The following is a 23,745-nucleotide window of genomic DNA, read 5'->3' as shown; positions in this document are numbered from 1 at the left end:
AATGCACAGCGGATTGAGTAATGTTGACTATATGATTACTCCTGCAGATTTACGACGTACACTCGCCAAGCTTGCGGATAATCATGCCCAAAATCAAGCTGCTCCTGTTATTACACCACTTGATTTAGCTAAAATGCATAGAAAAAAGTCTTGGCAACAAGACAGTTGCGAAGAGCAAAATGTTGTTGATATTCCGCTGTTTTCTAAGGATGACGGTACTGCGCAAGACTCAGAATCGCCGGAAGATAATCTTCAAAAAACATCTTCTTTCTCAGGCGTATCTCCAGCACTTATGCCACCACGTAGACAGGCAGATACTCCTACAACTTTTGCTTCTTTAGATGCGCAAGACTTGCCAATTATTCGAGAATATTCCGCAGGCGGTTTAGTATTTGACTCTCTTGGGCGTGTCGCAATTATTGCTCGTCATTCGAGAAGCGGACACCTTGAATGGTGTCTACCAAAAGGACATATAGAAAAAGGTGAAACACCTCAAGAAACAGCAGTTCGCGAAATTCATGAGGAAACGGGTATAGTTGGCGAAGTAGTAGATTCGATTGCCACAATCGACTATTGGTTTACAGGCACAACGCATAGAGTACACAAGCTAGTGCACCATTTTGCGTTACGTTATGTAAGTGGCGACTTATCTGTATTAGGAGATCCTGATCACGAAGCAGAAGATGCAATATGGGTGAATTTTAAAGAACTTAATGCAATATTAAGCTATCCAAATGAACGTAAAATTGCATGGCTTTATGCCAAAAAAGCACATAGGCGGTCTAACAGTGAAGAAACTCACGCGTAAACATCAGACCACAAATGCGTCTACTGCTCTAAAGCAGAAATCACTTTCATACGTATTTTCTTTATTACGAATTACGTTACAGACTTGCTTAATTTCTGCACGTTTTATTTTTATATTATTCGTAGTATTTGCAACGATTTTTGCTTTTCCAACAGCAAAATATGCAGGATTAGTAAATTATGCATATGCAAACACGAAAAAAGCAGATTTATCTGACAAAACTTCTACAAGGCAAAATAAAAAACAATCTACGTATGAGAATCCGCATAGCAAGGGCATTGAAATAGATATAACTCAAGCAACGCCTGTAGTAACAGATAAAAGCGGATACCACCTTACTGCAACACTAAAAGCCGTAAAAACGGCACTTCCAGAAGGCACTTTACAACTTTCTATAAATTCCAATTACACTTTTGTTTCGCGCACGGACGTGCAAAATTGGTCGCAAGAGGAATCTCTTATACCAACTCCTCAAATTTTAGATTCCGTAAAAACTCCAAGTTTAGCTTCCGGTCACACGTGCACTCTTAGCTTTAACATACCCGCAGATAAACAAGAATTACGTTCCATCCTGAATTGGGGTCCAAAACCACTAAAAATTACGTATTTCTCACAAAATTATTCAAAATACAAATCGATACATTCTTTTTTGACAAGAGCAAATATTGGCATGCACTCAGCTAGCTTACCAGCGATGAAACTTACTGCGCTTATGCCAATATTAATTCGTACACAAAACGATTTACGCAATTTTAAAACTAATAACATTCAGCCTAGCGATCATTTAGAAACGCTACTTAGAGCCGACAAAGATAGTATTCACAACATTATTGGGAAAGCTGATTTAGCAAATAAACACTCAAAATTACAAACAATCGCAGATTTAAGCACAATACAAGCATCGCATTTAACACTCAAACCAAGCGCTTATATGCAACAATCTGGTTTTGATATCAGTGCTTATGCAGATGACAATAATGACGATTTGTATAAATCGGCAGGAATTACTAAAGAAAAATGGTCTGCAAAAAATTCGCAATCGCAGAAAAATATTACTAAAGCAAATAATTCAAAACAAACCGACTCAGCTAATCATAATTTAAATAAAGCTTATGCATGGCAAACATATGGCAAGTGGACTATTCATGCACTAGAGCAAGCAAAACGTAATGGATATGAAACTGTTATTGCAACAGACGAATTTGACAATAATGCTTCACAGTTTGCTGTTAGAAATGGCATATACGATATAGATACGCCTGCAGGGAATGTGCGAGTTTTGTCACCTCAATCAGTGCTTACTCTTCTAGCAAATGGAAAGCCTACAAGCGATAACGCAACAAGCGAACGAACTCAGGCTGGGCGCATTAATCGTTTAGTGGCACAAAGCGCGTTCTACCAAATGGAACAGCCGTATGTTGATAGGCATATTCTTATTACTTTTTCGAATAATGCATCTAATTCAAATATTGATGCTGTTATGAACGCATTAGAACAATCTCCTTGGCTGTCGTTAAGCGACTTGCAAACAATGGCAAATACGAAGCAAAATGCCTTGCCTGACTGGAAGAAAAATTCCATAATGCGTGAAATATCTCGCAACAGCTCTATAAGCGCGAATATTACTAAAACAAGACGCTCTTGCCTAAACGATTTGTCACATTCAAGGAAAGACGTTTTACGTTTTACTAAGAATATTCTCGACTATAGTGCCGCTAAGCATCCTCATAATACTGAAGGTGACGCTCAAGCACTTGCAAAGCAAACAGCCAAAACAAAAAAACTTATTAGCATAAAAGACTTAGAAAAGTATCTATTACGCTTATACGACGATATTTCGTTGCATGAATTTACCAATAATACAATCGAGCAGCAAAATTCAGCCAAAACTACTGCACACAGCAAGAAAAATAACAAGTCTTGTATAAGTAAAAATACTGCTAAGACTTTTGCAAATACACTGATGAATGGCATTCGCATAATCCCACCGCATGATATTACTGCCGTAAGCGAAACAGCAAGCATGCCTATTACGATAAGCAACACATACTCTTACCCTGTGCAAGTGTATTTATCTGCAAATACTCATGCTATGGAAATTGTTACACGCCGTAAAACTTTAGTAAAAATTCCAGCTAATAGCGAAACTCAAGTAACTTTACCGTTGAGAATTACTACATCAATTCACACAAAAGCTACTTTTGTGCTTGAAGACAATCAGCATCGCGTATTTGCAAAAGAACAGAGCACACTTATTACTAGTACACTGCAAATTAGTGATAAAAGCGGTACGATTATTATAGTATTTGCTTTCATTCTTGGTCTTCTTGGCCTTTGGAGGCAATTCCACCGTAAGAAGGATCCAGACGAATGAGTTCAGTAGGTCGAAATTCTGTAATTATGGCTAGCGGAACAGCCGCATCACGCATTACAGGTCAAATACGTACTATCTTATTAGCAGCAGCCCTTGGAACAACAGGTTTGGCAGCAAACGCATATCAAGCTGGATCTATGATTCCACAGCTAATATATACACTTGTTTCAGGTGGAATTTTCAACGCTGTATTAGTACCGCAAATTGTTCGCACTCTCGAAAAGAAAAATGCCGAGGAACGCTTAAATAAACTTATTACATTTGCAATTCTTCTGCTTCTCGCGCTAACAGTTCTTATGTCTATAGCAACACCTGTGCTCACTATGCTATACGCCGGCGGAAGCGCCGAAATGCAAACATTAACTTGTTCATTTACTTTATGGTGCATGCCTCAAATTTTCTTTTACGGTATTTATACAGTACTTGGGCAAGTTTTGGCAGCAAAAGAGCATTTTGCCATGTACGCGTGGAGTTCAGTTGCAGCAAATATTATTAGTTGCCTAGGCTTTGGCGTTTTTATCATCATCTTTGGTAAAGCAAATAGGATGCCACTAAGTTTTTGGAATGGCAATACTCTTTTGCTCACTGCAGGATTCTGGACTATCGGCGTAGCAGCACAAGCTTTAGTGTTATTCCTACCTCTTATAAAATGCGGAATACACTACAAGCCAAGTTTTGGTATACGAGATATCGGTTTAAGATCAATGGGCCCTGTTGCTGCATGGAGCATGGGCATTGTTATTGTTACACAAATAGTTGTAATGATTACTACGCATATAACAACAAGCGTCCCATTTGTTGCTGAAAAACGTTTAGGATTAGATCAGTTTGAAGTAGCAGGTAATGCTACTTATCAAAACGCTTACACAATGTTCCTATTGCCATACTCTTTAGTTGCAGTATCTGTTGCAACAGCAATTTTCCCTAAAATTTCACGCTCTATTGCATCTCACGATTTACATAGCGCGCGCAATGACTTAAGTGAAGCACTCAGGCATGTAAGCATAATTATGTGCTTCTTTACAGTCATTTTTATTGTTATTCCAACACCTATTTCGTTAGCTTTAATACCATCAATAAGTGTTCAAGAAGCAAACCTTATGTCCGCACCTCTAATGATGCTAGCTTTTGGCTTGCCTTTAACTAGTAGCTATTTGATTATTCAACGCACATTCTTTGCTTTTGAAGACGGTAAAAGTCCTTTTATTTTCGCAGCAGCGCAACTTTTTACTGAGCTTTTCGCTTTTATCGGTTGCATTAATGTACTGTCACCTACTTATTGGGTTACAGCTTTAGGCTCATCAGTTTCAATAAGCTACTTCTTGACTTTCCCATCACTTGTTCATATGCTTCGAAATCGTTTCAACAATGACTTAGATGATCGAAATCTTATAATTACGCATATAAAAATTATTATTGCTTCAATAGTATCTATTGTTGTTGGTTTCTTAGTGAGTAAACCACTATTGCATGTTTTAAACTTCAACTCCCCACATATGCATGGAGTATTAAGGTGGGTATACGCAATACTTATTTGCGCAATAACAACAATTATTATTGCTGTTGTTTATCTGTCAGCACTCTTACTTTTGAGGACCAGAGAACTTGTAGATTTGTCTGCTCCAATAATTAGTAAGCTTGCCCAAAAGATTCCTGCTCTTATTCCTCTTGCTAAAATTTTTGAAGAAACTGCAAAAAGTCAATCACAACGCGAACAGAAAAATCTTAGAATTCCACGTAGAATACAATCCGATGCAAAATATCATGATTCTTCTAACGGCAAAAACTTCTAAGAGCGTAGTTTCATATTGAGCTTTTCCTTAAAATATGTGATTATTTGGGAAATTATTTCAATAACAGCAAAATGCTGTACATAACATGACGGCTCACCAGTACAATTATGTGTTAGTAAAAAATGTTAAGTTACTTATTGCACATGCGTAGGAAGATGAGGAACAAATGGAACCTCGGTTAGGAGATATTGTACTAAATCGATACGTATTAGTATCGCTTTTGCGCAACGAAGCAGGCTTGCAAGTATGGCAAGCTAATGACCGCATACTTACGCAGGATTGCCAGCTTTTTATTGTACGAGATTCACGTTTTTTGCCGCAAGTAAATACAATTGCATCAACCTTGGCTTTATCGCATAGCCGCAAGTTTACGCAAGTACTTCAATTACGGCATCATGATTCTGTTGCAATTATTGTTACAGCTTTAGATCGCGGTATTACTATCAATGATTATTTGGCTCTTAAAAAAGCACCTTTAAGCTACGAAGCAATAAGAACTATTGTTGCAGAAACTGCACAAGCTTTAAGCAGATTACTTGCTAGCAATATCACTCACCACGCTGTTTCTAGTGACACTGTTCGCATAAGTTCTTCAGGAATTGAGTTAGCAGATACTCCAGTAAGTCCTCTTTTGGAAGATGTGACTCAAAAAGATGATGATCAAATTCCAAGGCAAAATGTTGAACATATTGCAACTAAGCAACTTGCGTCATTGTTATACACTTTGATTACTAAAACTTCTTCTCGAATACAAGCTCGTTTTGATGCGTCTCTTCTGCCAGATAATACTCCTTCAGAATTTAGGATGATTTGCACAAGAAGCCTAGCTCCAAATAAAAATAACAACGTAATACCTATGGCGTCTATTGCAGAATTAGTAGCATTATTAGGTTCATACACGCCTTTATCGAAGCTCACAACAAAAGATATTGTGCTTGATGGTAAAACAAGTGCTGCTTCTATTAGCAATGTTCGACTTCGCGAAGCAAAAGATGATTTTATATTACCTTTGCCTGAAGGTCTTTCACAAAGTGAAGAAGAATTTGATGCACAATTAATGCAAAGAAATAATCAGGATTCTAACGATTTTTCTTCAACTAATTCAGCCAACACTATTTCAAACAATACAAATGGATCCGCTAAATTAAGTAATAGTTTCAAAAATGCTGGGAGAACATTAGGATCTCTTCTTAAAAGAAGCAACACTAACTCAGATTCTGAAGGCATTGGTAACAATAGTTTTAGTGACGAAACTAACACTAATACAGATATAGATTTTCATGATATTGCAGCAGCAGAAATGGCTAGCATTCTCGCTCCTACAGAACTTGATACAGACGATGCTCTTTTCCCAACATTGTCTGCTTCATATAAACATTTTCCTGATACTGCTACGTCTAAAAATATTTTTGATCACGCTGAAAATACAAGAAATCAAACTTCCAAAAATACTATTAACGAAACAGGCGTAGTTAGTAGTTTTGATTTTGGGCATCTTCTTACTGAAAATAATCAGCACACAGAATTAATGTCAAGACCACAAAACTTAACTTCAGAAGGCGAATCTACTGGTCGCGTTCCTGTTGTTGATTCTCACGGAAGATTTGTAGCTCCTGGAGAGGAATCAGCAAGAGCACTTAGAGACGAAATAAACAGTGACCAAAACGACGATATCCAAGAAAATGGAGCACCTTCTTTGCCGCCAAGCTTCCAGCCTCTGGAACAAGCTGCTACTTTGCACAAACAAAAGCAGAATACACAAAATAACAACACTATTGCAGATGCTAAAATTTGGTGGGGTCTTTCAACCAAAGTTATTGCTATCGGTGCTGTTTCGTTACTCCTTGTAGCTGGATTAGCTTTGGCATTACATGGTTTATTTGGAAATCATGAAAGCACAGATAGCTTCGGAAACAACGGCTCATGGGATAGCACTAGTCTAGAAAATGTTCCGTTTGGCAGCCAAGGTATTCTTCCTCAAGAAAAACAACCTGCTAAGAAAAATATGGGTCGTAAGCAAGTAAAACCTGTGCCTAAGCCTAAAATTCCTACTAATAACGTTGCTTACGAAGCTGATCGTTATCAATTCTTAAGCTTCCCAGCTAATCAAGCTGGATATGGATACTATATTCACTTAACCGAACCACAAACTGTGTATCGCTTCGTTGTTTCGATACGTTCCTCTGGAGGTCACGCATATTTGTTGGCAGATACTAAAGATAATCCAACTAAGGGAACTCAAGTAGCAGAATTTACATTCGACGAAAGTGGAACAACAGATGTAAAACTTAAGAAGATTGTAAAATCTCAAGATTTCATGCTATGGGTTCCAAAAGATAGCATGCCTAAGAACAGTTTGTACATCAATTCTGTAAAACTGTACTGAATCTCTTATAATAAGTGCTTTAAGGAAATAAGTAATGGAAAATAAACTTCGAAAAGTTATCATAATTGGATCCGGACCTGCAGGATACACTGCTGCAATATATTTGGGTCGCGCTGGGTACAAACCACTTGTTATTGCTGGAGCTCTTACTCCAGGCGGTCAATTGATGAACACAACGGAAGTAGAGAATTATCCAGGATTCCCAGAAGGTATTTTAGGCCCTGACTTAATGGAATCTATGCAAAAACAAGCTGAAAAGTTTGGCGCAGAAGTATTGTTGAACGATGTCACTTCTGTAGACTTTAAGAGCGCTGTAAAGCTCGTTACTACCGATGACGGTATAACTTATGAGTCCGACGCAGTTATTGTCTCTACGGGCTCGCAAGTGCGCAAATTGGGCGTTCCGGGAGAACTCGAGTACTCCGGCAGAGGTGTATCTTATTGCGCAACTTGCGACGGCTTCTTTTTCCGAGGAAAACCAATTACTGTAGTTGGTGGGGGAGATTCTGCTTTTGAAGAAGCATTGTTCCTCACACGATTTGGTTCTTCTGTTACTTTAATTCACCGCAGAGATGAGTTCCGCGCTTCAAAGATTATGGTTGACAGAGCAAAAGAGAACGAAAAAATCAAATTTATTACAAATAGCGTTGTAGATGAAGTGCACGGCAACGATGTAGAAGCTACTTCACTCACTGTTCGCAATGTTATTACGGGAGAAACTCAAGAAGTTGAGTCAGCCGGATTGTTTGTGGCAATTGGTCACACTCCTGCAACAAAGTTCTTAAACGGCCAATTAAAGCTTAATGAAGATGGAACGATTGTTGTTGATGGCGCAACTACTCGCACTTCTGCTGAAGGCGTTTTTGCTGCTGGAGATGTTGTCGACAACATGTATCGTCAAGCAATTTCTGCAGCAGGAATGGGATGCAGAGCAGCTCTTGACGCTCAAGCTTATCTTAACGAAAAATATAGCTAAGCATCATAATATAAACTCCAGCTTTTATATTTGTTAAATTACTAAATTTTATTATTAAAATATTATTAAAGTATTTTCGGCTGAGTAAGTTTCACGTGAAACAAGCTCAGCCGAAAAACGATTTTATCTAATAGATATATTAGTTAGCATTTAGTTATGCTGAGAACCTGGCACAGGAAGAGCAATCTTAGCATTCAACTTTGCCTCGGCTAATTCTTTATGTTTCTCTAGCAACTCATTTTCAATTTCTGAATCCGAGCTGATCGTGTCGTAAGCATTTACTTCATCCAATCTGATGTCATCATCTATGTTAGTGTTGCCAGGATTAGCATAAGTATCGAGATTGACACCGTCAAAAGTAAAATCATAAGATGGAAGCGAAGTGTAATCCCCACCAGTCATATAATCACACTTGTTCAATAATTCAACTGAAACCTTTTTACCTGAATAAAGATTATCAAATGAGTCTAAACTACTCAGGTAAGAACTAGAAGGATTGGTATAAACACTATGATCAACATCATCAAAAACACATGCATGAGCACTGGATGCAAATAATCCAGAAACAACTAGCCCACAAACCACGCTTACACTAAAAGCAAAAGTTTTAGCAACTTTCTTATTTAACATATCTTTCCCTTTCTTCTATATATGCATTTTTGCAAATATTATTCACCATTTATGCGAATGAGCGTTATCTGTTTTAAATATCGGATAACACTAAACATTAGGCTATATACGAACCGATCAAAAATCAAGCATTATGCATAATATTGGATTTGATATTCCTATTTTACTTACTTCACATGCTATTCTTATACATGCCATCCTAATTACGTTGCTACTACTGAGCAACTTATTTGCACACTCCGATATTTATTTCTTAATAGTTCTTAACAGAGATGCAATTACTCGTTGCATAAATTTATTCCGTCCATAAACTGCGGAGATAGGAATATTAGCGCAATTTACTTACTGTTATATTTTGTGCTACATGCTCTTCAAATCTGGTTCTAGTTTTTACCATTCCCATCAACAAGTAAACCAATAATTCGTTGCATTTCTTCAGGAGAAGAAAATACGATTTCAATGCGACCATGATTTTCTGTGCCCTTAATAGAAACTTTGGTAGCAAAATGCTCCTCAAGCTGCTTGCGCACAGGCGAAGAAGACCACTGATTATTGCGACGCACACGCGTACGTACTGCTCCATGAGATGTATCTTCATTCTTCAACGAAACAATCTCTTCAGTACTACGAACTGACAATCCTTCTGCAATAATGCGCTTAGCTAGACTTTCCATATCTTCTGGATTTTCCAAGCCAAGTAGTGCTCGTGCGTGACCTGCAGAAAGCACGCCTGAGGCGACATGTTTTTGCACGCTAGCAGGAAGATTGAGAAGTCTTAAAGTATTAGCAATTTGTGGACGTGATTTTGATACAGACTGAGAAAGCTGAATCTGTGTTAAACCAAAATCATCTATCATCTGAGAATATGCTGCCGCTTCTTCAAGAGGATTAAGAGCAACGCGATGAAGATTTTCAAGCAATGCATCTCTTAACATATTTTCATCAGCAGTTGTGCGCACAATCGCTGGAACTGTATCAAGTTCAGCTAGCTGAGAAGCACGCCATCTTCTTTCACCCATAATAAGTTCATAATGTGCAATTTGTTCATCATTTTTATCGGCATCAACAATAGGTCGCACAACTATAGGCTGTAAAACGCCAACTTCTTTAATAGATGATGCAAGTTCTCGCAGCTCATCTTCATCAAAAATTGTTCGCGGTTGATGCGCATTAGGAACAATATCTAGCGGCTTAAGATAAGCTAAATATCCGCCTTTTACTGGCTTCAAAGGCTCATTTTTTGCGGTTTTATTCGATTTTTCAACAGCTTTATTTTTTTCGCCAAAAGCATTTTCTTCATTATTTTTTGTCTTAGATGACATAAATGTAGTCGATGCTGAATCTCCAAAAAAGAAATCCATAGGTCTAGTGACATCTCCAAGAGATGGCATAGTTGAACGTTTGTGAGAATGCTTGTTAGTATGAATTGACGGCACGGTTTCACGTGAAACATTCTTTATTTTGTTATTATTCTTATCCACATGAGGAGCAATTGAATTGCTCATACTAGGGACCTTTGTTTCATGTGAAACATTTTTTGATTGATTATTATCTTTATGTAACGTTTCACGTGAAACTTTTGCTTGTTTTTCTAATTGACTATCCACAGATTCGGATTTTTCTGTTTCATGCGAAACATTAAATTGCAAATTATTAGACGCATCGGCAAGCGCATCCTCGCCAGGCAAAGCTGGGAACAAAGCACCTAAACCTTTACCCAGGCGAGACTTATTTCCACTCATTATTTATTCTCCTGTTGTTGTTCTTGTCGATTAGCATCTTGCTTTGCTGCAATAACAGATAATACAGTCTTAGATCTTTTCGCAATTTCCAACGCAGCTTCGCGATAAGAAATCGCTCCTGATCCATGAGGATCATAAGTAATAACACTTTGGTTAAAACTTGGCGCTTCAGGTATTTTCACAGTACGAGGGATCGTAGTCTCAAGCACAATATTTGGATAATGTTTTTTAACTTCTTGGAAAACTTCTCTGCCTAATAAAGTTCGCTTGTCAAACATAGTAACAAGCATTGTAGAAACAACTAAAATTGGATTGTAATGTTGCTGGACCAAACCAATAGTTCTTATAAGCTGTCCTAAACCTTCAAGAGCATAATACTCAGCTTGAATTGGTATAAGCATTTCACGTGCTGCACACATTGCATTAATAACTAATAAGCCAAGCGACGGAGGACAATCGATAAAAACATAATCATAGTGTTCGCTGCTATTATCAAGATATTCTTGCAAGGCATCCTTTAACAGATTATTACGATTATCCATATCTGCAAGCTCTAATTCAGCACCGCTTAAATCAATAGATGCTGGAACAACATCAAGTCCCTCAATATCTGGACAAGCATGTTTTACTTCAGCGATACTTTTTCGCCCTTCAAGAACATCGTAAACCGACAAATTACCAGAAGCATGAGGAGCATTTAATGCAGTTGATGCATTCCCCTGTGGATCCATATCAATAAGAAGTACTTTTGATCCACTCACAGCCATAGCTGCAGCAAGATTTACAGCAGAACTTGTTTTTCCTACTCCACCTTTTTGATTAGCAACAGCAATAAAACGCGTTTGCTTAGGCTTAGGATATTTCGCCTGTTCAATGGAATGAAAACGAGATGTCAAATCTGCCAATTCAATACCTAGGGAGGATTTCGAATCTCCAAAAATTCGTTGAATCGTTTCAGCAGCTGATTCCACGATGTATCACCCCCAATTAAATATGCGAAACTCTTAAAATAAAATATCGTGTTTTAAGTTTCGTCGTTTCTATGGACATAAAAAGCACAAATTTTTTTGATGTTTCACATGAAACATCAACACCTTATTCCATAACTAACTACGTATTTTTTCGATTTTTCGCACTGATTAAATCTTGCACGTTCATGAAGCTTTGCAGTAATGCTTTGCTAACAGCGATTATTTGTTGCTTAGTGAGCTTTAACAGTATTGCTCTGCAGACGTTGAGTATTTATTGCTTAAAGAACACTAGCGCCATTGCTGCTGCACACGCCATACCAGGCACTCCTACCGTACCAAAAACAACTGTGATTGGAATTAACGTATGGGAGATAGGAATTGCTTGTCGAGCAATATAAAAGCGGAACGATAGTAATAATCTTATTGACGAATACTATTTTTGCAGAAAAAGTAAGTAAAAAACTAAACTTAACTACACAACCGCTAAGTCCAAATAAGGTATAAGAGCGGAGCGCTGTCCTCATGGCTAATCACCATTCGGCTGAGCTTGCACGGAAAGTCCACTGGACTTTCCGTCTGAACAAGCTCACGCTCCGAGTTGCTTTCGCGCGCTACGCTCTGAGCGCGAAAGCAGGTCGTCGCGCTAGTAATTCCTATCTCACACAGCCACTTCAGAAACCCGCCAGCCAAACACCAGCCCAAAACTCGCGCCACATTAAACGATAACTCGCGCAAACACAAATTTTAATTAAAAAAATTAGGCTTTATCGATTAATACGACTGTAGTCGGCTGCAAACCAGATGCAACTGGCGCTTCAAGAATGCGAGGATTTGTGCCACCAGCTTTTCGAATCATTTTTACAGCTTTTTCTACTTCTGCTTGAGCAGATTTACCTTTTAATGCTATTAATTTCCCGTGCTTATTCAATAGAGGAATAGTCCATCCAGCTAATTTCGTCATAGGAGCTACGGCTCTGCATGTTACTACATCAAACGCTGGAATTTCATGTGACTTAATTTTGTCAATAACTTCATCTGATCTGCCGTGAAATATAGTAACATTTTTTAATTTCATAAGAGCAACGCACTCACACAACCAATCAACACGACGCTCCATAGGTTCAATCAAAGTAACGTCATAATCAGGTAAGCACGCAGCTAAAACTAGACCAGGAAAACCTCCGCCACTACCTACATCTGCAACTCTTTTATTTTTCCTACCAACTACTGCTTCTTTAATAAAAGGAACAACTGCTGCAGAATTTAATATATGCCTTTCCCAAAGAATATTCATATCTCTAGGACCGATAAGACCTCTTACTAATCCTTCTTGCTGAAGTTTCACGTGAAACAGCTTGCACTTTTCTAATGCTTCACCTAAAACTTCACTTAACAATGGGGATCCTTCTAATTCGTCCGCTACTTTTTGTGCATCTTCCTCATATTTTTTATCTAAACTAGCTTCCATATTTTCCCCAAAACAAATAAAAGAAATATAATAAAAAATAAATAAAAAGTAACACAACAAAACATTTTTTGTTTCATTGTGTTACTTTTCATTTTATTTCTCTTTTCCTTTGAAAAGAAACAATTAAATAAAAATTAATTATTCTTCAGAATATTCGCCGTCTACATCGTCAATTTCGTCAATATTTTCATCTTCAGAAGCAACTGAAGGCATGTAAACAGTTACATAGCGGTGTGGTTCTTCACCATGTGAACGGGAACGCAAACCTTCGTCACGTACAGTATCATGAACAACTTTGCGTTCAAAAGAATTCATTGGCTTCAAATTCACAGGTTCACCAGTTTCACGCACCTCATCAACAGCATCTAACGCAATATCGCGCAAATGCTGGCGCTTACGCTTTAAGAATCCATCTACATCAACTATAAGATGCGAACGATCACCGGTTTTTTGCTGAACAGCAAGACGGCTCAATTGCTGCAAGGCATCGACAACCTCACCATTGCGACCAATTAAATTCTTAATATCAGTGTCATCATCTGCAACAATCTGAATCATTGGGCGATTATTGCGCACACCCATCTCAATATCACCCTCATAATCAGCAATATCGAGTAAGCCTTCTAAATAATCTGCGGCAATATCAGCTTCTTCATTGAGTTGATCAACCGTCCTCTTCTCATCTTGTACCATTAATTACTCCTTATCGTGAGAAAATTCACGTTTTAAAAATTTCTGAAGTCTAGTTTAGCGGATAATAAAGCCAAGTTACTAACTTATTTTAAAGTCATAAAAATGACTTTATATATCCGCAAAATGTATCTAAATATTAGCGCTTTGCCACCTTACGCTTACGTTGCGGCTGCTTGCGTTGGAATCCCTCAATCTCTCTACGCTCAGCTTCTTCACGAGCTTTTTGAAGATTCTCTTCTTCAATAGAAGGCAAACCTTCGCGCTCGCGCCGAGCAGTTTCTTTTTGATAATCACGCTTTTCTTTTTCTTCAGCTGCAGGAGATCCAGGAGTTGGGAATGCATAAACCTGCCAAATTGAACGCAGCATATTTATAACATTGTTTACTAACCAGTAAACCAACATTGCAAACGGCATAGCAAACGCAGAGAAAACGTAAATCAACGGGAATCCCCACATCATGAGCTTTTGTACAGTATATTGGCTACCCTGCTTAGACTCAGGCGGAAGATTCTTACGAATATTATTGAATTGCATGTACCACATTGCAGCACACATAAGTACAACAAATATAACTATAACAATTTTACCTGCGCCAGCAGTTGTCATAAAAGTATCTGCAACACCAACCCCAAATACGCGAGTTTTAACGAATTGCTGTGCTGTTGCAATATCAAAGGCACCAAGAGCTGCATGCTTACCACGAGCAATAAAAGGAATAACGGAAAGCGTATACCAAATACTCATAAATGCAGGACCCTGAATCATCATAGGCAAGCACGAACCAGCAGGATTAGCTTTGTTATCTTGATAAAGCTTCATCATTTCACGCTGCATAGCTTCTTTACTTGCAGGGTCATTTTTACCTTTATATTTCTGCTGTATTTTCTTAACCTTAGGCGCAATAGCTTGCATTTTGCGCATGCCTTTAATGCTTTTAATAAATGCAGGGAAAATGCACGCATGCACAACTAATACCAAGAATACGATGGAAAAAACCCATGAAAAGCCAATTTCATTCATTCCAAGAAGAGTTAATAACTTGTGGAATAATGACATAATTTGAGTCATAAGCCACTCAACTGGCGTCAAGATTTTATAAAACCATCCCAAGAATCCATTATCAAGTATGAAGTTATCTTGATTAAACATTAGTTTTCCTTGTCTTCTTCAGCCAAGGGAGTTAGCCGTGGCTCTTCATGTGCCTTAGACCAAGCACATCTGTAAAAAATTGAATATTTGCGTGGCACATCATCAATACTGCAGCTTGTCCAAGGTCTACAGCGTAGAAGGCGTAATAATGCAAGAATACCACCTCTGAACGTGCCATATCTAGCAATTGCTTCAATAGCATAACGCGAACACGTAGGATAGTATCTACAGCAAGCTGGTCTATTTGCAGAAATCGTGCGCTGATACCATCTAATTGCACTAATTACAAACTTAGAGCTTAAACTTTTTTTACTACGCATAACAATAACCACCATTTACTCAAAATAATATATTTCAATTATCCTTGATTCTGATTATTCTCATGCATTTTGCAATTTTGTGTAGAACATAAATCTGCACTAATTTTGCCAAAAAGCTTTTGTATCTGGCATTGTAATGAATCAAATGAAGATTGAGCTGCAGAAGGTTTTGCTCTTAGCACCACATCACAACCTGCAGGTAATAAAGATTCATAATTTTTTGCGATTACTCGTAGACGTCTTTTTACCTTATTGCGAACTACAGCTTTCCCCACTGATTTAGATACAGCAAGACCTAGCCTCTTTACATGTTCAAATTTTTGATCATGTAAGAAGGTACCAGAAAATGCCGCGGGAGTATCACTTTCAAAACCCGTGGCAATATAATCTAAACTTGCACTTCTATCTTCGTTAAGTGTGCTCTGCACGGCTATATCGTCACGCATAATGTAATGCGCGACGATATCCCGGGAACTCACCTTGCGCCGTTTTTTTAGCACCGCAACAAAATCACGGTGGCTTTTCAGCCTTTCCATGCCTTACGACGCTACCTTAACTCAGGCAGACAGTGACTTGCGGCCCTTGGCACGACGACGATTGATTACTGCGCGACCTGCACGCGTACGCATGCGAACGCGGAAGCCGTGCTTCATGTGACGACGACGATTATTCGGCTGAAATGTCCTCTTCATAACTAATGCTCCTGTATTCAGCCATGCAAAAGCATGGCCCCGTATGAGTCAAGCTATACCAAAATACTATTACCCCTCACCAATGTTCAAAACTCCACATTTTCTTATTAAAGAATCAACATAGTCAAATATAAATAAAAATGATTTATTCACATTTCTATTACAATTTATTATACACGCAGAATCGTTGAAAAATAGCCAAATCTCAGCTTTAAACTTATCCACAAATTACACACATGTTATTCACAATTAAACAATTTCAACACGCTAGACTGTGGATAACTTCGTAGGGTCAGAGTAAACATATCTTACTGATACTTATTACACACGTGCGCTCGTAAACAGAATCAGCATTATATACATGCGCTAAATGCAAGTTTGGGGGGTGAAATGGCTGATACATTAGGCGATCCTACATCGCAAGCTGCTTTGGTATGGTCTAATACGCTTACTGTTTTACAGCATAATGCCCTTTTAACTGCGCGCGATAAAGGTTGGTTTGAAGGTGTTAAACCAGAAGCAATCTTTGGTACAACCATTGTTTTGTGTGTATCTAATGCTGCAACGCAACAAGCTTTGCAAAATGAATTAAATTCTCCTCTACTTACAGCATTAAAGATTTGCACTGGTAAAGATATGTTTCCTGCTTTTAGGATTGTTCCTCAATCTGAATATCAGGAAAAAACTGCACAAAGTCCTTCAAATTCTTTATCTCATCAAGCACAGAACAATACGATTTTAAATAAAGCAGTAACTGATAATGCAGCTTTACCTGTTGATAATATTTCAGTTTCAGCATCTAATGATTTGCCATCAGTTACAGCTAATGATGTATCTCCTGTACAACCAGATTTTGATCATGCAACTGGAATATCTACTCTTCAACAAACTGATATTTCTACTGAACAGGCTGCACAGCAAAAAATGCCTGTCTCTGTTCAACGCGATGCAATTACACATTTAAATACGTGCGCAACTTTTGATACTTTTGTGCCTGGCGATTCAAATCGTTTTGCAAGAACTGTAGCTTTGGCAGTCGCAGAGGGTTCCGGCAGAGATTTTAATCCTTTATGTATTTATGGTGGCTCCGGTCTTGGCAAAACTCACTTGCTTAATGCAATTGGCAATTATGCTTTAGTAAAAGATTCTTCACTTAAAGTTCGTTATGTAACAAGTGAGGAATTCACTAATGAATTTATTGAAGCTCTTCAAACACCAAATCAAAGTCAAGGTCAAATTGCTGATTTTAATAGGCGATATCGTGAAGTAGATGTTCTTCTTATTGACGATATTCAGTTCCTTGGTGGAAAAGAAGCAACACTTGAACAATTCTTCCATACTTTTAATTCTTTATATCAAGCAAATAAGCGAATAGTTATAGCTTCAGATGTTGCGCCAAAAAATCTGAAGGGATTTGAAGCACGCTTAATTTCCAGATTTGAATCAGGTCTTACGGTTGATATTAAACCGCCAGATTTGGAAACGCGTATTGCAATTCTGAGAATGATGGCATCAATGAATCACTGTAATGTTCCAAGTGACGTACTTGATTTAATTGCTGAACGTTTTACGGAAAATATTCGTGAACTTGAAGGTGCATTGACACGCGTTACTGCTGTAGCATCTTTAAGTAATCAGCCTGTTAGTAAAGCTTTAGCTGAACAAGCATTACAAGATTTCTTTGCTACAGATATTGAAGTAAGACCAACTGACATCATTAGTCAAGTAGCTCAGTATTTCCACATGACTTTTGATGAACTTGTTGGTCGTCAGCGCACAAAGAATGTTGCACTCGCTCGTCAAATTGCAATGTATCTTGCAAGAGAAATGACAAGCATGAGTTTGGTTGATATTGGCGAAGTTTTTGGCGGTAGGGATCATACTACAGTTATGCATGCTTATACTCGAGTAAGTGGCGAGATGCAAGAAAAGCAAGAAATTTATAACTACGTCATGGAATTAACTGTTCGTTTAAAACAAAATCCTGTTGAGCGTAGAAAGTAAACTTATTTTCCACATATTTATGAAGAAATGTTTAAAAGTTTATAAAAAGTTATCCACATACTTAATAACAAATGTGGGTAAAAGCTGAGCATAACTCGTGGAAAACGCCGCTTAAAAATGTTATTAAGTTGTTTATAAGGCATTTAAAAATGTGGAAACTTTAAAAAATAGAAAAAGCTGTGGATAAGTTGCCTACTTATCCACATTGTTGTTCTTGCGTTATCCACATCTTTTAATTGTTAATAAGTCTTTTAAAAAGCGATTTTTAACCACTTTTCCACATATACACAGTCTTTATTACTGCTTTTATTTATTACTTACTTAATAAGAAAAATAACAATTGCAAAAGCAATGTAATCATTTAAAAATATTTTTTATAGGCAACATCATACTGTAGAATAAATGCAGACTTTACAGAAAAGAGGAAGCATGAAAGTAGAAGTCAACTCTGCATCATTTGCTGATGCTGTAGCTTGGACTACACGCGTAATTGACGCACGCCCTGCAAACCCTATTCTTGCAGGCTTAAAGATTGAAGCAGCAAATGGCACATTGCAACTTTCTGCATTCAACTATCAAATTTCTAGCTGCCATCACATTGAAGCTGGTGTTGACGAAGAGGGAAGCATACTTATTCTAGGCAAATTGATGGCAGATATTACTAAGTCTCTTCCTGCAGAAAAAACTTATCTAAAATCTGAAAATAATACTTTGACTATTACTTCCGGAAAATCAACATTTACTCTGCAACTTATGCCTCTTGGAGAATATCCTGATTTGCCTAAATTGCCTAATAAATTAGGTCAGGTTGATGCACCAACATTTATTCAAGCTGTAAACCAAGCATCTGTTTCTACATCTAGAGAAGAAAATAGACCGGTCTTAACTGGAATTAGGATCCAATTTGAAGATGACACCGTTACTATGACTTCTACTGATAGATTCCGTCTATCTAGATCTACTTTTAAGTGGACACCAGAACATAATGACATTCATTCAACCACTCTTACTCGTGGGTCATTACTAAGAGATATTGCTCATTCTCTTGACGATCATCAAAATGTTATTATTCATTTTAACGAGGAAGATAAGTCACTTTTAGGTTTTGAAAATTCCGGTCGTACAAGTACTTCACAAATAATTGATGGAGAATTCCCTTCTGTAGATCGACTATTTGTAGATGAATATCCTATTCACGCAATTATTAATAAACAATTATTGATAAATGCAATTAAGCGAGTATCTTTAGTCGCCGAAAGAAATGCTCCTATTCGAATGATTTTTTCAAATCAGGAGTTAACTTTGAGTGCTGGTACTGCTGACGAATCACAAGCAAAAGAAGTACTTGATATCGATATGGATGGAGAAGACATAACTGTTGCCTTTAATCCAAACTATTTACTTGAAGGTTTAGGAGCTATTCCAGAGCCATTTGTTCATATGAAAATGGCAACAGCTGTAAAACCTGTTGAATTTAATGGTCAGCAGGAATCAGATGGTGATGAATCAACAGATTATCGCTATTTGCTTGTTCCTATGCGTTTTAATAATTAATATTGTTGCGATATTGCATTGTATTTTAGATTATTTTTTGATGTACAATGTAATATCGCATTTTTCTTTTAAAACTATTAAGAAAGGGTAATTAAGCAATGTATATTTCGCGAATTGCCCTTGATACATTTCGTTCTTGGAACCATATAATTTGTGATTTTAAACCTGGAATAAATGTTATATATGGCAATAATGGTTTAGGGAAAACCAATATTGTAGAAGCATTAGAAGTTACTGGTACTGGAATAAGTCACAGAACATCTTCAACATTGCCTCTTATTAAAAAGGGCTATGAAAAATCAATAATAAGAATAAATACAATTAATAACGAAATAAATTATAAAAAAGATGAAACAAATACTGATTTAAATAATATTTCATCTTTAGAAAGTAATTTAGATAAAACAACTTATGAAATAGACCTTTACTTAAAAGGTTCTAATAGAGCACATATAAATTCTGGTAAAGCATTATATGTTAAAGACATTATTGGATTATTGCCAATAGTTTCTTTTACTCCAAGAGACCAATTTCTTATAATTGGTGATCCTAATGTTAGGCGTACTTTTATCGATCAAGCTGGATCTTTGTTAGTACCAAATTATGTGCAACTATTGCAAGAATTTAAACATATTTCTAAACAGCGTGCTGCACTGTTAAAAAATATTAGAGATTATTCATACAAAAATCAGACAGTTTCATTATCCGGATTAGAAATTTGGACTGGTAAATTTATTGAAAGTGGTATTAACTTAACAAAAGCACGACAAGAAACTGTGCAAATTATTAATAAATATTTCAAAAATATAATTAAATCTTTTACTAATGAAGAGAATACGGGAATAATATATGTTCCTTCTTTTGAAGAAGTATTATTTGAAAAAAATAGTGAGGAAAATGTTGAAAATAAAAACGAGCTTTTTTCTAAAATAAGTGAGCATTTTCAACGTATTTATGAGGGAGAACTAGCTAGAGGATGCAATCTTATTGGCCCTCATCGTGATGATATTGACTTTGTTATTAATAATATTTCTGCTAAAGATTTTGCTTCGAATGGTGAATCTTGGACAATTGCAATAGCTTCAAAAATGGCATTATGCAAGGCCTTAGAAGAAAAAAATAATAATAAACCTATTGTTATTCTCGATGATGTATTTGCACAACTTGATGAAAATAGGCGCATAAGAATATTAAATTTTGCACTTAATCAAGGTCAAGTTTTTATTACTACTTCTTCTCTTAGCGACATTCCTAATAAAGAATATATTAAAAAAACAAATCTTATAAATATTGGAGAACTATTAGAAAAAAATAATGAAATTAATAATTTCAGTGAAGAGCATAATAATATTTTGCTTGATGTAATAGAACAAAGAAAAAATAAGCAGGAGGAAAAATAATGATTCCTGTTAATATTCTTTTAAAAATTGATACTCGAAAATTACCTGCAATTATTTTTGATCCTATTAATAAAAAAGCTGAACGCGAAAATAATCGTGAAAAAATTGCAGAACAAGCTTGGGAAAATTTTGGAAAACCTGGTAGAGATCCTAAATCATTCTGTGGTATTTTAAAAAATTTTGCTTCTACAAGTAACTGGAATAGTCAACTTTCTATAGCAAAATTACGTTCTTCTTGGCATAAAGTAGTAGGGGAAAGTATTGCAAAACATTGTGAAATAAGTCAAGTTGTAAATGGTGTGCTTATTGTTCGTGCTCAATCAACAGTTTGGGCAACTCAACTTTCTTATTTAATTCCACAATTAAAAGAAAAAATTAATAATAACCTTGAAAATATTGAAATAAAAGAAATTAAAGTTATTGGTCCAACAACGAGTGGATTAGGATTTTTAAGAAATAAATTTTAATAATAGTATTATATTTTTTTAAAAATAGTAAAAATGCCTCTTTCTGAAGAGAGGTCATAGTATGTGTGTAGAATGTCATGTATTATGGCTAAAACGCTAGAATCCCCTTTTATGTGCTTTCTAGCATGTGTTGGCTCTATAAATGCCTTTTGATATGAGGCAATTTGTGAAGGGACCTAAAGTGGCAAACACGGAAGATAATTCGATGGATAATGCCGTCGAAGAGCATAAACTTGATGATGCTCAACTCGATGATTCACTTGCTCCTGAACATTATGATGCGAGTGACCTTCGCGTTCTAGAAGGATTAGAGGCAGTTCGTATTAGACCAGGTATGTATATTGGTTCTACTGGTCCTCGTGGATTGCATCATTTGGTTTATGAAATTGTTGATAATTCTGTTGATGAAGCTTTGGCAGGATATGCTTCGCATATTGAAGTAACAATTTTGCCTGATAATGCTATTCGTGTTGTCGACGATGGTCGAGGTATCCCAGTAGATGAAGTGCCAGGCGAAGGTGTTTCTGGTGTTGAAACAGTTATGACTAAGCTTCACGCTGGCGGTAAGTTTGGTGGCGGCGGTTATGCTGTTTCCGGTGGTTTACACGGTGTAGGTATTTCTGTTGTTAATGCACTTTCTACTCGTGTAGAAATTGAGGTTCGTCGTCAAGGATTCCACTGGACTCAAACTTATGTTGATCAGCATCCAACTGCTCCTTTGGCAAAAGGTGAGCCAATGGCAGAAGGAGAATCTACTGGAACTTCTGTGACTTTCTGGCCAGACGGAACAATTTTTGAAACAACAGTTTATGATTTTGAAACCTTGCGTTCTCGCTTCCAACAGATGGCTTTCTTAAATAAGGGTTTGAAGATTTCTTTAACTGATTTACGTAAGCCAGATGAAGCTGGAGATGAAGTTGCAGGTGATTCTGAATCTTCTAGTGAAGAAAAGCATAGAAGTGTAAGCTACCAGTATGAGCATGGTATTAAAGACTATGTTGATTACTTAGTTAAATCTCGAAAAGCTGTTCCAGTAGAGCCAGATGTTATTGACTTTGAGGCTGAAGATCTTGAAATTGGTATTTCTGCGGAAATTGCTATGCAATGGACTGTTGCTTATTCTGAAGCAGTTCACACTTTTGCTAATACTATTTCAACTACTGAAGGCGGTACTCACGAAGAAGGATTCCGTGCAGCGCTTACTACTTTAGTTAATCGTTATGCTCGCGAAAAGAATATTTTAAAAGAGAAAGATACTAATCTTTCTGGTGATGACGTTCGCGAAGGCTTAACAGCAGTTGTTTCAGTAAAGCTTACAACTCCACAGTTTGAAGGTCAGACTAAAACAAAGCTTGGAAATTCTGAAGCTAAGACTTTTGTACAAAGAGTTATGACTGAAAAGCTTGGAGATTGGTTTGATGCTCATCCAAATGAAGCAAAAAATATTATTCAAAAAGCTATAGAAGCTTCTCGTGCTCGACTTGCTGCTAAAAAAGCTCGCGAAAATACTCGTCGCAAGTCTATTTTTGAAACTGCTGGAATGCCAGATAAGTTGAAGGATTGCCAGTCAAGTAATCCTGAGGAATGTGAATTATTCATAGTCGAGGGTGATTCTGCAGGTGGCTCAGCAATTCAAGGTCGCGATCCTATTACGCAAGCAATTTTGCCTTTGCGCGGTAAGATTTTGAATACTGAACGCGCTTCAATTGACAGAATGATGAAGTCTGAAACTATTGAATCCTTAATTACTGCTGTTGGTGGTGGTTATGGAGAAGACTTCGATTTAAGCAAGGTTCGATATCACAAAGTCATTATTATGGCTGATGCTGATGTCGACGGCGCTCATATTGCTACTTTGAATTTGACACTATTCTTCCGCTATATGCGTCCTATGATTACTGCAGGATACGTTTATGTTGCTATGCCACCTTTGTACCGTTTGAAGTGGAGCAAGGGAGCACATGACTTTGTTTATACGGATGCTGAGCGAGACAGAGTTTTGGCAGAAGGTAAAGCTGCTGGTCGTCAACTTCCTAAAGGTGAAGGTATTCAGCGATACAAGGGCTTGGGTGAGATGAGTTATCAGGAGTTGTGGGAAACAACAATGGATCCTGAACATCGTATTTTGAAGCAAATTCATATTGAAGATGCTGCTCGAGCTGATGAAACATTCTCTATGCTTATGGGCGATGAAGTAGAGCCTCGTAGACTCTTTATTCAAAGAAATGCTCATGATGCAAGGTTTATTGACGCTTAAAAGTATTAATTTATTCGAAAAGATAAAAAGAAAAAACTTTAATTTTTATAAGATTAAGAA

At 37.1% G+C, this 23,745-nt stretch carries 19 protein-coding genes; 10 read left to right on the top strand and 9 right to left on the bottom strand.

Annotated elements, in window-relative coordinates:
- Positions 1–31 precede the first annotated feature (31 nt).
- From HXT50_RS04515 to trxB, 5 genes are all read left to right on the top strand, one after another.
- Complete coding sequence (locus HXT50_RS04515) at positions 32–808, top strand: NUDIX hydrolase (RefSeq protein ID WP_004105813.1); 777 nt, start codon at positions 32–34, stop codon at positions 806–808.
- Positions 759–3,182: a DUF6049 family protein gene (locus HXT50_RS04510; protein ID WP_174164414.1), complete on the top strand. Its 2,424-nt coding sequence runs from the start codon at positions 759–761 to the stop codon at positions 3,180–3,182. The genes HXT50_RS04515 and HXT50_RS04510 overlap by 50 nt, the downstream gene beginning before the upstream one ends.
- A complete protein-coding gene (gene murJ, locus HXT50_RS04505; protein ID WP_116442561.1) occupies positions 3,179–4,975 on the top strand; it encodes a murein biosynthesis integral membrane protein MurJ in 1,797 nt (598 codons plus the stop codon). Before HXT50_RS04510 ends, murJ begins: the two co-directional genes overlap by 4 nt.
- A 166-nt stretch (positions 4,976–5,141) precedes the next feature.
- Positions 5,142–7,361 carry a kinase gene (locus HXT50_RS04500; protein ID WP_032835464.1) on the top strand — a complete coding sequence of 740 codons (2,220 nt, stop codon included), beginning with the start codon at positions 5,142–5,144 and terminating at the stop codon, positions 7,359–7,361.
- A 34-nt stretch (positions 7,362–7,395) separates the two neighbouring features.
- Positions 7,396–8,337: a thioredoxin-disulfide reductase gene (trxB, locus tag HXT50_RS04495; protein WP_410297159.1), complete on the top strand. Its 942-nt coding sequence runs from the start codon at positions 7,396–7,398 to the stop codon at positions 8,335–8,337.
- A 150-nt stretch (positions 8,338–8,487) separates the two neighbouring features.
- Here trxB and HXT50_RS04490 read toward each other — a convergent pair whose 3' ends face one another.
- From HXT50_RS04490 to rpmH, 9 genes are all read right to left on the bottom strand, one after another.
- Positions 8,488–8,967: a hypothetical protein gene (locus HXT50_RS04490; protein ID WP_421777066.1), complete on the bottom strand. Its 480-nt coding sequence runs from the start codon at positions 8,965–8,967 to the stop codon at positions 8,488–8,490.
- Between the two features lie 383 nt (positions 8,968–9,350).
- The gene (locus tag HXT50_RS04485) at positions 9,351–10,709 is read right to left on the bottom strand and encodes a ParB/RepB/Spo0J family partition protein (RefSeq protein ID WP_004106045.1); all 1,359 of its coding nucleotides are present in this window, start codon (positions 10,707–10,709) and stop codon (positions 9,351–9,353) included.
- The gene (locus tag HXT50_RS04480; protein ID WP_004106046.1) at positions 10,709–11,680 is read right to left on the bottom strand and encodes a ParA family protein; all 972 of its coding nucleotides are present in this window, start codon (positions 11,678–11,680) and stop codon (positions 10,709–10,711) included. The genes HXT50_RS04485 and HXT50_RS04480 overlap by 1 nt, the downstream gene beginning before the upstream one ends.
- 757 nt (positions 11,681–12,437) lie before the next feature.
- A complete protein-coding gene (gene rsmG, locus HXT50_RS04475) occupies positions 12,438–13,148 on the bottom strand; it encodes a 16S rRNA (guanine(527)-N(7))-methyltransferase RsmG (RefSeq protein ID WP_004119703.1) in 711 nt (236 codons plus the stop codon).
- A 138-nt stretch (positions 13,149–13,286) separates the two neighbouring features.
- Complete coding sequence (locus HXT50_RS04470; protein ID WP_004106048.1) at positions 13,287–13,841, bottom strand: protein jag; 555 nt, start codon at positions 13,839–13,841, stop codon at positions 13,287–13,289.
- A 136-nt stretch (positions 13,842–13,977) separates the two neighbouring features.
- Positions 13,978–14,991 carry a membrane protein insertase YidC gene (yidC, locus tag HXT50_RS04465; RefSeq protein ID WP_004106059.1) on the bottom strand — a complete coding sequence of 338 codons (1,014 nt, stop codon included), beginning with the start codon at positions 14,989–14,991 and terminating at the stop codon, positions 13,978–13,980.
- Positions 14,991–15,311: a membrane protein insertion efficiency factor YidD gene (yidD, locus tag HXT50_RS04460; protein ID WP_004119706.1), complete on the bottom strand. Its 321-nt coding sequence runs from the start codon at positions 15,309–15,311 to the stop codon at positions 14,991–14,993. Before yidD ends, yidC begins: the two co-directional genes overlap by 1 nt.
- Before the next feature lie 38 nt (positions 15,312–15,349).
- The gene (gene rnpA / locus HXT50_RS04455; RefSeq protein WP_004119708.1) at positions 15,350–15,847 is read right to left on the bottom strand and encodes a ribonuclease P protein component; all 498 of its coding nucleotides are present in this window, start codon (positions 15,845–15,847) and stop codon (positions 15,350–15,352) included.
- 21 nt (positions 15,848–15,868) lie between these two features.
- Positions 15,869–16,003: a 50S ribosomal protein L34 gene (gene rpmH, locus HXT50_RS04450; protein ID WP_004106067.1), complete on the bottom strand. Its 135-nt coding sequence runs from the start codon at positions 16,001–16,003 to the stop codon at positions 15,869–15,871.
- A 429-nt stretch (positions 16,004–16,432) separates the two neighbouring features.
- Between rpmH and dnaA the strand changes: the two genes are divergently transcribed.
- The 5 genes from dnaA (at position 16,433) to gyrB (ending at position 23,685) form a co-directional block, all read left to right on the top strand.
- On the top strand, positions 16,433–18,007 hold the full coding sequence (dnaA, locus tag HXT50_RS04445) for a chromosomal replication initiator protein DnaA (protein ID WP_421777145.1): 1,575 nt from the start codon (positions 16,433–16,435) through the stop codon (positions 18,005–18,007).
- Positions 18,008–18,436: 429 nt separating this feature from the next.
- Positions 18,437–19,561 (top strand): DNA polymerase III subunit beta, encoded by a 1,125-nt coding sequence (gene dnaN / locus HXT50_RS04440; RefSeq protein WP_004106071.1) that lies wholly within the window; start codon positions 18,437–18,439, stop codon positions 19,559–19,561.
- 98 nt (positions 19,562–19,659) lie between these two features.
- Positions 19,660–20,961 (top strand): DNA replication/repair protein RecF, encoded by a 1,302-nt coding sequence (gene recF, locus HXT50_RS04435; protein ID WP_004119711.1) that lies wholly within the window; start codon positions 19,660–19,662, stop codon positions 20,959–20,961.
- Positions 20,961–21,428 (top strand): DUF721 domain-containing protein, encoded by a 468-nt coding sequence (locus tag HXT50_RS04430; protein WP_004106074.1) that lies wholly within the window; start codon positions 20,961–20,963, stop codon positions 21,426–21,428. Before recF ends, HXT50_RS04430 begins: the two co-directional genes overlap by 1 nt.
- 181 nt (positions 21,429–21,609) lie before the next feature.
- The gene (gene gyrB / locus HXT50_RS04425) at positions 21,610–23,685 is read left to right on the top strand and encodes a DNA topoisomerase (ATP-hydrolyzing) subunit B (RefSeq protein WP_004106076.1); all 2,076 of its coding nucleotides are present in this window, start codon (positions 21,610–21,612) and stop codon (positions 23,683–23,685) included.
- Positions 23,686–23,745: the final 60 nt, after the last annotated feature.

Origin of the sequence: Gardnerella sp. KA00243 (genome assembly GCF_049244105.1) — a bacterium.
Lineage (GTDB): Bacteria > Actinomycetota > Actinomycetes > Actinomycetales > Bifidobacteriaceae > Bifidobacterium > Bifidobacterium leopoldii.
This window is presented reverse-complemented; position numbering and strand designations above follow the sequence as displayed.